14 protein-coding genes are annotated in these 12,013 nt (G+C 42.3%); 10 read left to right on the top strand and 4 right to left on the bottom strand.

The window, feature by feature from the left end:
• On the top strand, positions 1–1,121 hold a 1,121-nt coding region (locus tag IQ246_RS25485), incomplete at its 5' end, for a glycoside hydrolase family 38 C-terminal domain-containing protein (RefSeq protein ID WP_194006110.1).
• A gap of 69 nt (positions 1,122–1,190) precedes the next feature.
• Here IQ246_RS25485 and psbN read toward each other — a convergent pair.
• Entirely contained in the window at positions 1,191–1,322 is a 132-nt protein-coding gene (gene psbN / locus IQ246_RS25480; RefSeq protein ID WP_162394685.1) for a photosystem II reaction center protein PsbN, read from the bottom strand.
• An 85-nt stretch (positions 1,323–1,407) separates the two neighbouring features.
• On the opposite strand from psbN, the gene psbH reads away from it, so the two are divergent.
• From psbH to pth, 3 genes are all read left to right on the top strand, one after another.
• The gene (gene psbH / locus IQ246_RS25475) at positions 1,408–1,611 is read left to right on the top strand and encodes a photosystem II reaction center phosphoprotein PsbH (protein ID WP_162394686.1); all 204 of its coding nucleotides are present in this window, start codon (positions 1,408–1,410) and stop codon (positions 1,609–1,611) included.
• A 165-nt stretch (positions 1,612–1,776) separates the two neighbouring features.
• Positions 1,777–2,049, top strand: coding sequence for a TatA/E family twin arginine-targeting protein translocase (locus tag IQ246_RS25470; protein ID WP_194006109.1), 273 nt, complete (start codon positions 1,777–1,779; stop codon positions 2,047–2,049).
• A gap of 33 nt (positions 2,050–2,082) precedes the next feature.
• A complete protein-coding gene (pth, locus tag IQ246_RS25465; protein WP_194006108.1) occupies positions 2,083–2,724 on the top strand; it encodes an aminoacyl-tRNA hydrolase in 642 nt (213 codons plus the stop codon).
• A 490-nt stretch (positions 2,725–3,214) separates the two neighbouring features.
• Here pth and rpsU (IQ246_RS25460) read toward each other — a convergent pair whose 3' ends face one another.
• Together rpsU (IQ246_RS25460) and rsmI are read right to left on the bottom strand one after the other, a co-directional pair.
• The gene (rpsU, locus tag IQ246_RS25460) at positions 3,215–3,394 is read right to left on the bottom strand and encodes a 30S ribosomal protein S21 (RefSeq protein ID WP_017655011.1); all 180 of its coding nucleotides are present in this window, start codon (positions 3,392–3,394) and stop codon (positions 3,215–3,217) included.
• 748 nt (positions 3,395–4,142) lie between these two features.
• Positions 4,143–5,003: a 16S rRNA (cytidine(1402)-2'-O)-methyltransferase gene (gene rsmI, locus IQ246_RS25455; RefSeq protein ID WP_194006107.1), complete on the bottom strand. Its 861-nt coding sequence runs from the start codon at positions 5,001–5,003 to the stop codon at positions 4,143–4,145.
• Between the two features lie 107 nt (positions 5,004–5,110).
• Here rsmI and IQ246_RS25450 point away from each other — a divergent pair, with 107 nt between their 5' ends.
• Positions 5,111–5,983 carry a sugar kinase gene (locus IQ246_RS25450; protein WP_194006106.1) on the top strand — a complete coding sequence of 291 codons (873 nt, stop codon included), beginning with the start codon at positions 5,111–5,113 and terminating at the stop codon, positions 5,981–5,983.
• Positions 5,984–6,022: 39 nt separating this feature from the next.
• Here the strand turns inward: IQ246_RS25450 and IQ246_RS25445 are convergent, their stop codons facing one another.
• Positions 6,023–7,210: an RNA-guided endonuclease TnpB family protein gene (locus IQ246_RS25445; protein ID WP_194006105.1), complete on the bottom strand. Its 1,188-nt coding sequence runs from the start codon at positions 7,208–7,210 to the stop codon at positions 6,023–6,025.
• Between the two features lie 371 nt (positions 7,211–7,581).
• On the opposite strand from IQ246_RS25445, the gene IQ246_RS25440 reads away from it, so the two are divergent.
• From IQ246_RS25440 to IQ246_RS25420, 5 genes are all read left to right on the top strand, one after another.
• A complete protein-coding gene (locus IQ246_RS25440) occupies positions 7,582–8,436 on the top strand; it encodes a 3'(2'),5'-bisphosphate nucleotidase CysQ (RefSeq protein WP_194006104.1) in 855 nt (284 codons plus the stop codon).
• Between the two features lie 388 nt (positions 8,437–8,824).
• Positions 8,825–9,130, top strand: a complete 306-nt coding sequence (locus IQ246_RS25435) for an RNA-binding protein (protein ID WP_194006103.1) — start codon at positions 8,825–8,827, stop codon at positions 9,128–9,130.
• A gap of 122 nt (positions 9,131–9,252) precedes the next feature.
• Complete coding sequence (rpsU, locus tag IQ246_RS25430; protein ID WP_194006102.1) at positions 9,253–9,447, top strand: 30S ribosomal protein S21; 195 nt, start codon at positions 9,253–9,255, stop codon at positions 9,445–9,447.
• Between the two features lie 399 nt (positions 9,448–9,846).
• Positions 9,847–10,572 (top strand): hypothetical protein, encoded by a 726-nt coding sequence (locus IQ246_RS25425; protein ID WP_194006101.1) that lies wholly within the window; start codon positions 9,847–9,849, stop codon positions 10,570–10,572.
• 62 nt (positions 10,573–10,634) lie between these two features.
• The coding region (locus IQ246_RS25420) for a GAF domain-containing protein (RefSeq protein ID WP_244142160.1) at positions 10,635–12,013 on the top strand (1,379 nt) is incomplete at its 3' end.

Below are 12,013 nucleotides of genomic sequence, written 5' to 3'. Positions count from 1 at the left end.
CCCTCCCTCCAAACTGGGTTCTGGAAAATGAATTCCTACGGGTTATCGTAGATCCCGACACAGGAGATTTATCAAGTGTTTTTGATAAAACTTATCAACGAGAAGTTTTAAGTGGGGCGGGGAATCAACTACAAGCTTTTAAAGACAGTGGTCAATATTGGGATGCTTGGAATATTGATCCCAATTATGCCCAGCATCCCTTACCTCCAACAAACCTGATATCTATTCAGTGGCTAGAACTTGGTCTAGTGCAAAGTCGCGTCCGCGTAGTTCGTCAGTTGGGGGAATCGGAATTTTGCCAAGACTACATTCTACAAACTGGTTCACCTCTGCTGAAAATAGCTTCCAGGGTTAATTGGCAAGAAAGTCAAGTATTGGTGAAAGCTGCTTTTCCTCTCAACGTTGAAGCAGACTTTGCTACCTATGAGATTCCCTGTAGCGCTATTCGTCGTCCAACCGAACCTCAAACCCCAGCAGAACGAGCAAAATGGGAAGTCCCAGCCTTACGTTGGGCTGATTTGACTGGACAAATAAAAGCAGATGAAGATGTCTACGGTGTTAGTTTGCTGAATGATTGTAAATATGGTTATGATAGCCAATCAAATCAACTACGGCTAACACTGCTACGCAGTGCAAATTGGCCTGATCCAGAGGCTGACCGAGGATTTCACGAGTTTACTTATGCTTTGTATCCTCATGCTGGTAGCTGGGAATCAGCTCATACAGTACGGCGTGGATATGAATTGAATATACCATTGCAAGTCATCTTGAATCCATTTGGTGAAAATCCACATCCAAATTCTACGCTTTCCACGAGCAAAGAGGGTTTAAGGGGGAGCTTTCTAGATTTATCATCTGAAAATCTCATCTTAATGGCACTTAAACCATCAGAAGATGACCCACAGCAATTGATTGTGCGGTGTTACGAATGTCATGGAGAAACAGCCGAGTTATCTTTGCAAAGTGATTTAAAGTTGAGTATTAAACAGACAGTAGATTTATTAGAGCGTTCCTCTGCCGTAACTACTGAATTCTCATCTGAGCAACAAATCTTGACGATACAACCTTGGAAAATCGCTAGTTTCAAGGTGATACCAGTAATTAATCCCAAGCTAAGGTAAATCACTAATGCAATGTCAGTGGTTGGTTGTGGTTTTTAACTGACCACTGACAAATGACAAATGACTTCTCTAGTCTTCGTGGTCATCAAACGGATCGTTCAATTGCTTACTGGGAGGGCCAAAAGAAGTATAGATTGCCAGTCCGGTGATGGCAACTACCACAGAAGCTACAGAAATGCTAAGAACTATTGCGGGTTCCATAATTTAGGGATAGATTATGAGTGCTATTCTTATAGAATATTACAGAAGATTAAAAAAAGCTTTGGCAAGTGATCTTAGGTGAACTATGGCACAACGGACTAGGTTGGGAGATATCCTGAAGCCCCTAAATTCTGAATATGGAAAAGTGGCTCCAGGTTGGGGCACTACACCTGTAATGGCTGTTTTTATTTTGCTATTTTTTGTGTTTCTGTTGATTATTCTGCAACTTTACAATAAATCACTGTTGGTTCAGGATGTGCTTGTCGATTGGCGGAGTTTAGGCGGCTAACTGATACAAAGCTAAATAAGCTTAGCTAACAAGTTAACCTACACCCGGCTCGTCCGGGTTTTTTTATCAGTTTTCAGTTGTTTATGATTTATCACTGAGCACTAACTATTGACTAAACTACAAATGTGAGTTTCAGCGATAGTTTTAAGTTTACAGGAGAAAAAAATGAATATATTTGGTATTGGTCTGCCAGAAATGGCTGTAATTATGGTAGTGGCGTTGTTAATCTTTGGCCCTAAGAAATTGCCAGAGATTGGTCGTAGTGTGGGTAAAACTATTCGCAGTTTTCAAGATGCTTCTAAGGAGTTCCAAAACGAGTTTCAAAAAGAAGCAGAACAGTTAGAACAAGCTGTGAAAACTACTGCTGAGTTGGAACCTAAGCAACTTGAGGCTGTTAAATCGGAGCATGATACTGCTGGTTCTTCCCAAGCTAGCTAAAAAAGTGCTGCATATTGATTAATTGTAGGCAAAATGTCAGAAGCTGTTACGAAACCAGCTATGGTTATTCCCCAACTAATCGTCGGGTTGGGGAATCCAGACCCTAAATACGACCAAACGCGCCATAATATTGGCTTTGCTGCTGTGGATGCTCTCTCCCGTTATTGGCACATTCCCATAACAGAAAATCGCAAATTTCAGGGGGAGTATGGCGAAGGAATTGCACCAGGTGGAGGTAAAATCCGCTTGCTGAAACCGTTGACTTATATGAATCGCTCAGGTCAGTCCATACAAGCAGTAACTAGTTGGTATAAATTACCTCCAGAGTCAGTGCTGGTGATTTATGATGATATGGATTTGCCTTTGGGAAAAACTCGCCTGCGCTTGTCTGGTTCTGCTGGGGGACACAACGGGATGAAAAGTGCCATAGCACATCTGAGCACTCAAAATTTTCCCCGTTTGCGAATCGGTATTGGTAAACCAATAGGTGCAGCTAATAGTGACAATTCCGAAGCTGTCTCCCATGTATTGGGGAGATTTACCGTTACCGAAACTCAACTGATGTCTTCTGTAATTCAGTTTATGGTTGAGTGTATAGAACTAAGTCTTAAACAGGGAGTGGAAAAGGCTATGAATCTTTGTAATAGCCGCACCATTGAAAATTCTGAGTCTTAGAGGTGGGTGAATGCTGCCCTATTAGCTTGGTAAAGGAAGCTCAGCGGTATTTTAAGACGTTTATTTTGGTTGATGGACAGCAATTTTAGCTTGTTCCATCCAACCATAATTAGGGCTTGCTGAATAAGTCTCTCAAGCAAATGTAGAAGCCACACAGCTTACAAAATACTTGTTTCATCGCTCAGTTTCAGAATTTACCCAGCGATCGCTAACGATTGTGCAAGGGTTTTGAGACTTTAGATGTTATGACCTTGCACTTGTTTGTTGGAAAAAGGCTTAAAATCCTTATCTAGTCTATATTACAATTCTATTCAGCAAGCCCTAATTATACTCTATGACGCAGTTTGCTTATAGGGAGAGCAATTCACCGACACCCCAATAAGGGGTGCGGCGCATCTTGCTTAATTTTTGTAAGAATAATGACAACGCGCTGTTACTTGTTTCAGTAAGATCGTCTCCTCAATCAACGCCAGTACCAAACCAAACAGGTTTATTTAAAGCGTCGTTTGCGTCTAGCTGCCACTGCCTTACGTTTGCGCTTTTCTATCGGTGTTTCAAAGTGCCGATGATACTTTACGTCAGCTAATATACCAGCTTTGGAAACCTGGCGTTTAAACCGACGTAAAGCTGAGTCTATTCCTTCGTTCTCTCCTAGAACCACTTGGGTCATTCTTACCTTGTCCTCATCATCAATAGTTTCCATTGTAATAGTAGCCTCAAACTTAGCCAAACTCTTCTAGGCTAAAGCCAGGATAAGAGATCATTCATTCGGTTGAGGCGGCTTCTCGGTCATGAAATTAGCACTAAACTACAAATTAATGCTAGTGTTCTAACACACTCTCAGCGGCAGCAGAGAAGATAAAAAAATTATAATACTAAATTTTCCTGAATATACTAAACTGCAAATAGAAAGGTAGATTGGCTATTAACAAACACAATAAAATTCTATTATTTATGCTGATGTAAAAAGTTAATTCTGCCTTCATTTAGTAATTTATATCAAGTTACCAATGCGGTAAAAGCAACAAATAAATTCCATAGGCTAGTTGATCTGAAAATTACCCCATCATTCAGGAAAACTATTACTACGCCAATACGGAGAAAAATCCATCTCAGGTTACTAGCTTCTCCAGGAAAAAATACTTTCGATTTTACACCCAGTCCCGAATGGCACTAAGAAAAGATACAGCCCTTGCTCTGACTGGTTAAGAGCCTGGGGGCTGGGAACCCATTCTGGGAGGCTCCGCCTCCACTAGCTTGACAAGAGGCAGAGCCTCTTTAAACACATTCCCAGCCTGGGGGCTGGGAACGAGACGACTAGCTTCTCCAGGAAAAAATACTTTCGATTTTACACCCAGTCCCCAATCCCTTATCCCCAGAGGGGGCCCCACCTTCCCCAGTCCCTTTTATTTTAATTTTTATAGTTCAGGACTCAGCACTAGAGAAAGAGCCAGTTGATAGAGTTGACGACGAGGAAGGGAAGTCATTTTTGCTAATTGACGACTAGCTTGCGATCGCGATATTCCCTGACTAATCAATTGTTGCAATTCGGCTTTCAATTCCTCTGGAGTCAGTTGGATCTCAGTGGGTGGGTTTCCCGCCACCACCAAAGTATATTCGCCTTGGGGTTCGCGTTGGCTGTAATGGGCGATCGCCTCGGCAATTGTCCCCCGCCAAAATTCTTCAAACAATTTAGTTAACTCCCGCCCCAAAACGATTTGGCGATCGCTTCCCCAAATAAGCGCTAAGTCTTGTAAAGTTTCTCGCAACCGGTGAGGCGACTCGTAGAAAATTAATGTGCGGGATTCTGTTTGCAGAGATTCTAAATGTTCTTGTCGCTGTTGAGCTTTTGGCGACAAAAAGCCTTCAAACACAAACCGATCAGTTGGTAGCCCAGCTGCACTCAAAGCAGTAATAACAGCACTAGCTCCAGGAATGGGAACTACTGGTATACCCGCCTCAATACAAGCTTTCACCAATTCATATCCTGGATCGGAAATTCCTGGCATTCCAGCATCACTGACAAGAGCGATCGCCTTAGCATTACCCAAGTGCTCTAATAACTCCGGGATGCGGCTACTACGATTGTGTTCGTGATAACTCACCTGGTGTGTCTTAATTTGAAAATGCTGTAGCAGTTTCCCCGTGTGCCGGGTATCTTCCGCAGCAATGAGATCCACCGTTTGCAAAATCCGTACCGCCCGAAATGTCATATCTTCCAGGTTGCCAATTGGTGTGCCGACTACGTAAAGTGTTCCTGGTTTTGGATCAGTCTGCATGAGCGAGAAATTGGGAGATGGGAGTGGGGAAGTGGAGGAGTCGGGGAGTGGGGGAGTGGAGGAGAATAAATATTATCTCCTAACTCTTGACCCTTGACTCTTAACAAATGACAAATGACCAATCTTTTTACGGCTTATTTGTGGGCTTAATAACCCTGGATTTAATTTACCTGGCTGATTCTGCCCCAAAGAATAATCAGAAGATTGTTGCTGTTGACTATACTGTAGCAGCAGGTGGCCCAGCCACAAACGCGGCTGTTACTTTCAGCTATTTAGGTAATCAAGCTAAAATCTTGGGTGTGGTGGGTTCTCACCCAATGACGCAGCTAATTCATCAAGATTTGGCAAATTACAAAGTTGCGATCGCAGATCTTGATCCTAGCGCTAGTACAGCACCGCCAGTTTCTTCTATCATTGTTACCCAAGCTACAGGTGAACGGGCTGTAGTTTCTATCAATGCTGTTAAAACTCAAATCTGTGGCGCAGCTATACCACCCGATATTTTACAAAATGTCAATATTGTGCTTATTGATGGGCATCAGATGGCAGTTGGAAGTGCGATCGCTCAAATGGCTAAAGTTAAGAATATCCCAGTGGCGATCGATGGTGGGAGTTGGAAACCTGGATTTGAGCAAATTTTGCCTTTTGTTGATTACGCAGTTTGTTCTGCTAATTTTTATCCCCCTAACTGCCACACTAGGGAAGAGGTTTTTGCCTATCTCCACGCCTTTGGCATTCCTGATATCGCCATTACCCACGGAGAAAAACCAATTCAATACTTGAGTTGCGGTAAAACTGGCGTAATAACTGTGCCGCATGTCCAAGCGGTTGATACACTGGGGGCTGGAGATATTTTTCACGGTGCTTTTTGCAACTATATCTTAAGGGAAAGTTTTAGTGATGCTTTAGCACAGGCAAGTAATATTGCTGCTGATTCCTGTCAGTTTTTTGGCACGCGTCGCTGGATGAATTCTGAGTGACGTACCTACACCTCCTGAGTACAGGTAGGTGTAGGCTTCTCAGAGACTCTTCATTGAAGACATAATCTGAGCTTTTAGATCGTGCGTCCCACGATTCTTTATGTTTATAGCCGCGTTCAAATCTCTGCACAGATTCGTTTTACAATTAGGACAATTGTGCATTCTTTGAAATAGCGGTTTCTTGATTGTTTGACCGCAGTTAGAACATTCTTGACTAGTACCATTTGGATTCACAGCTATTACCTTAAGCCCAGCATTTTCGGCTTTGACTGTCAGAATAGAAATAAATTCTCCCCATCCGGCATCGTTTACACTTTTAGCCAAATTTGATTTAGCCAGTCCTTTAATGTTCAGTTTTTCTACTGCAACGACATCATACTTTTTGAGTAAATTGTTAGCAGTCTTGAAATGAAAATCTCTTCTAGTTTCAGCTACTTTTTTATGCTGAATACCTAGCTTCTTGATAGCTTTCTTACGACGGTTAGAACCTTTCTTTCTTCTGGAAACACGCCGCTGTGCTGATTTTAACTTCCCTTCAGCCTTACGCAAAAATTTAGGCGCTGCTATTCTTTCATCGTCGGAAGTAACAATAAAATCTATCAGTCCTACATCAATACCAACAATATTTGTCTCAATAAAATCAGGTTTTATTGTTGGAATTGTTGCGTCATCTAAGCTTAGAGTTATATAATACCCATCAGCTTTCTTGGTTATTGATACAATTTTGATATTAAATCCATCAGGTATTTGGCGATGAACAATGACTTTCACGATACCTATTTTAGACAGTGTTATTTTATCGTTTTGAAAATGCCCCCTCTTGAATTGTGGGTAAGTGAACGTCTTGTACTGACCTTTGGCTTTGAATCTTGGCTTCCCGCTACGCTTGCCATTCATATCACCTTTTAGCCAACGATCAAAAGCGATCTCAACCTTTTTAGGTACTTCTTGCAACACTTGGGAATGAATGCCTTTGTACCAATATCTATCCTTCTTCAGTTGAGTCAGAGAAGCTTGTTGGCTAAAGCGATTTGGCTTGTCTTTTAACTCTGGGATATGGCAAACAACAAGCGAACATCTATCAATAGAACAACGATTCTGTTCTAACCACTCAAACCTTTGTCCGAGTTGATAATTATATTGACATCGCAACATGTCTAAGGTGTTGTCAATAATTTTAGATTGCTCTTTAGTAGGCTTTAAGCGGTACTGATAAGATGTTCGCATTTTGTTGATGCTTTTGGTTCTCGACCGTATAAATACAGTAACATGAACGTGAGAACACTGGAGGTACAAATGAAAAGTAAATCATTGAAAATAAGAATATCTGAGAGACGTTTACATAAATTGCAGTTATATGCTGTAAACCCAGATAAAACAATGACTCAGGTGATAGAAGAATTGATTGATACATTGCCAAATATAACTAATGTTCATTCGTCATCGACCAACATTTCTGATTGAACTGCGTTCAATGTCGCTCGGTGGTCAATTCCTCAATCACGCGCATTCATCCCACACTCCTAAAAGTGATATATGGGACTTCTGCTAAAAAAGTTAAACTCAATATTTAATTAAGTTAAACAAGGTAAAATTTAATGAAAGACCTACAAGAAATATTAGCGATCGCTCTTGATGTGGGTTTGGGGGCAGCAAATATACTGCGGTCTTACTACCACGAGACTGCCAAAGATTCTAACTTAGAAGTGCAATATAAACACAATGAACCTGTCACAGTTGCAGATATAGCTGTGAGTAAATACATATTGGAGAAACTACAAGCGGCCTTGGGTAATGAAGATTTTGCTTATATCAGCGAAGAAACCTATGAATCACAATTGCGTGGGAACGCCCCTAAGTGGGTATGGATCATTGACCCTTTGGATGGTACGCGAGACTTTATCGATAAAACTGGGGATTATGCAATTCATATTGCTTTAGTGAACCAGACACGCCCAGTACTAGCAGTAGTAGCATTGCCTGAAGCAGAAAAGTTGTACTACGCTACAAAAGGTGGCGGTACATTCGTGAAAACTAGTGATGGGTCTATCCCTTTAAAAATTTCGTCAGACAAACGAGTTGAAGATTTAACCTTAGTTGTTAGTCGTTCTCACCGCAATGAACGGTTAAATTACTTATTACAACATCTACCCTGTCAAAATCAGAAAGCTGTTGGCAGTGTGGGATGCAAAATTGCCACCATTGTTGAACAACAGGCGGATGTCTACATTTCTCTTTCTGGCAAGTCTGCTCCTAAAGACTGGGATATAGCAGCTCCAGAATTAATTTTGACGGAAGCTGGGGGTAAGTTTACTCACTTCGATGGCACTCCACTACAATACAACACTGGCGATATCAATCAGTGGGGTGGTTTACTTGCTAGCAACAGTCAGTATCACGAGTTGCTCTGTCAGCAAGCAGAAAGAACTTTAGCAGAGTTTACATATAGCTAGAGCCTGGGTAATTTACGTGTGAGTGCGCTTTTATGACATTAGTTCATGGTAAGATTACCATCACACCCATAAAAAACCTGACTCCTTAGATCCTTTGCTTTTAGATTAAGCCTTATTTTCAAGTTAAAACTCTTAGGCGATCGCTAATTGCCACCGATTGCATTTGACAATCAAATGTAAAGCAGGCAACATTAACCCGTTATTGGCAGCTCCTTAAAACTGCCCTAAAAGTTGTATTCTTGAAAGCTACTCCGTACGAGTCGCTAGTTTAAGGCTATGCTATACTTACGGATATAAGGATTATTTTCGGTTGAGTAACTCGTTTTGATTTCTAAAAAGCGTCTCTCCGAATTTAACTCTCTACACTCTCTGAATTCGGAGACATTGTATGTCAATTTACGTGGGAAACCTGTCCTATCAGGTTACAGAAGAGGATTTAAAACGGGCTTTTGCAGAGTACGGAACAGTGAATCGCGTTCAATTACCCACTGATCGAGAAACAGGCCGTCCCCGTGGGTTTGCCTTTGTAGAAATGGAAACAGACGCACAAGAACAAGCTGCCATTGACGCACTTGATGGTGCTGAATGGATGGGGCGCGATCTGAAAGTGAACAAAGCTAAACCCCGTGAGGAAAGAAACAATTCCTCTCGTGGTAGCTGGGGTGGCAATAATGCCCGCCGCAACCGTTACTAAATCCTTTACTGAAAAATTCACATCTAGAGTCTCCAGCAGATAAAGCCAAAGGCTCGAGTCTGCTGGAATATTTTATATTGTCTCAAGCCTTAAACTATTCATCCATATAAGGAGGAATGAGAATGACACAGGTAGTTTTGGGGGAGAATGAAGGTATTGAATCAGCTTTAAGAAGATTTAAGCGAGAAGTTTCTAAAGCCGGAATTTTCCAGGATATGAGAAAAAAGCGTCACTTCGAGACGCCAATAGAAAAAGAAAAGCGTAAAGCAATTGCTAGGCACAAGCAACGTCGTAAGCAACGTTCTCGCTTCAGTTAACAGTCCAAACAAATTTGCCCTTCGATTTGACATCTAGTCAGCATCTGTTCATTGAAAGCGACGGGAAACTCCATCCACAGGTGTCTGTAAAAGGATAGTCGCCCCGCCGCATTGGGCGACAGCCTTCGGGCATTGGTAGAGCTTCTTTACCATGCCCCATTACCCATTTCCCATGCCCAAAAACTACATCCCGCAAGTGGCGTGGAGTTTTGCATAATTCTGTCTAACTTTTGTCTTTGTGGCGATATATTTGATGATGTTTCTGTAATTCGCTACCTGGCAAATACTATATGTATAATTTTGTGAAAATTTAGTAATGCAGATGTATTTTCCTGTATACGCGTAAAGTATTGTATATATCGTCATTTTACAAACTTTACTTATGGATTTTCAGGAAAAATGCTGCGATTATACCATGTATTACTAGGTTCTACTTTATTTGTTTTAATCCCTCTGGGAGCAAAGTTGATTTTTCCTGACTTTTCCACTACTACTAAAGTGGTAAAACCCTCTGCCACGGCAGAGCTTCCTAGCCCTAGTGAGGGAAACATTTGGAAGAAAATCTTGGGAAACACTGCTGCTCCAACTGGCTGGCAAGTAGCTCCTTGTGAGGGAAATGCGCCTTTGCTGTGTGTCTCTTCTAAAGAAGAACTTTTGGGTACAGTTGAGATCGGAGCTTACCCACTAGCAAACAATCAGGATTTCCAAAAGAAGTTGGTAGCAGCAGGCATTCCACCTAGTTTTGAGATAGAATACCAAAGTCCTAAGTACCAAACCCAAGTATTAAGAGCACTCAAGGCTTGGGTTGCAGACTACTACACTGTTTTATTGAAAGACCGTCAGAGTGGATCTAAAAAGCAGATACTTTTTTCAGTCTACCCGACGCAACCAGTACCTATTGGTAAGCTCCAGGGAATCCGCTATGGGTTTACTGGACTCAAGCAACAAGGTGGAGTACAAGAGCAACATATCAGTCATGTTGTTTTTGATGGTACTACACTCTACGTCATTACTACTGCCTTTGATCCAGGTTCGCAAACAGGTAGGTTCGAGAAGCTGGAAAACTTGGCTGTTTTTCAACCTTACTTGTATACGATCGCAGCGGATCTGCGTTTACCCCAATAGCGCCTTGCAAAGCAGATATACTCAATCTAGCTGTGCCGATTCATCTTGGCGAGGTTTTATCCATGACTCAGCCTTTCTCCGATCAGTCCAATAGCAATAGTGCTACCACTCGCTCTGTTACTCGCCAAGACCAAGCTGCTGCTAAGAGTAATTCACCAAGTAGTATTGATAGGCGTATGACCAAGCTCGATAGTTCCGCAAGTTCAGAGTCTGTTTTGTCTCAGCAGCAATGGAGCTTGAAGTCCAAAGCAACCGTTTGGGCGATCGCCTTAACTATGCTCCCAGTACTGGCTGTTGGCATAGCCAGCTACCTTGGTAGTCAGTCCATTTCTAGGCAGATTACCCAAGCTAGACTTACAACAGCCGCAGATCTCCAAGAAGTTAAACTTGAACTCCAAAAACACCGCTTATCCCTGTTACTTGAAACTGGGGCGATCGCAGTGTCCGCTGGGGCGATCGCAGCTTTACTTGCGAATCGTGCCACTCGTAAAGTTTTGTCTGCTGCTAAGATTTCTACCGCTTTAGTGAATAGATTGCGTCGAGAGGAAATAGAAACTCGAACTCGTGTTGCTGGACAAGATGAACTGGTGGCGTTACAGGAAAATATTAACTTGCTACAAGAGCAATTGCCAGAGTTGCTTTGGAAGCAAGAAGCTGAAGCCGAGCGCTCTCAGTTATTAATGCAGATAACTCGTCGTATTTGGGAAGCACTCTCTGAAGAAGATGTCCTGAAAACAACTGTTGAACAAGTTCGCGAAGCTTTTAAAATAGACCGCGTGGTGATCTTTCGCCTTGACAATCGTGGGAGTGGAACGTTTGTAGAAGAAGCAGCAGCACCTGGTTTACCAAAGACTTTGTGGGCGACTGTTTCAGATCCCTGCTTTGAGGGGGGGTATATCGAACAGTACCGACAGGGCCGCGTCCGAGCGATTAATAATATTTATCAAGCTAACCTTAAAGATTGTCATATCGGATTATTAGAGAGATTTGCAGTCAAAGCAAATATCATCGCGCCCATTCTCAAAGACAACCAGCTATTTAGCTTGCTGATTGGGCATCAGTGCTCTGCACCTCGCCTTTGGCAACAATCTGAAATTGATTTGTTCGCCCAAGTCGCCACCCAAGTAGGATTTGCCCTCGACCATACCAGGCTTTTAAAACAGATAGACACCAGAGCCGATCAAGCTCAATTAATTATCGACATTACCCGTCGAATTCGGCGATCGCTCAACGAAGAAGATGTACTAAAAACCACGGTTGACGAAATTCGCAAAGCAATCAGTACTGACCGAGTGATTGTCTATGGTTTTGATACCAACTGGTATGGCACAGTGATTGCCGAAGCAGTACTTCCAGGCTTTCCTAAAGCATTGCGAGCCAACATCAAAGACCCTTGTTTTGCCGAGGGCTATGTCGAACAATACCAAGCGGGTCGAGTTCG

This window comes from aff. Roholtiella sp. LEGE 12411, from assembly GCF_015206995.1.
Lineage (GTDB): Bacteria > Cyanobacteriota > Cyanobacteriia > Cyanobacteriales > Nostocaceae > Komarekiella.
This window is presented reverse-complemented; position numbering and strand designations above follow the sequence as displayed.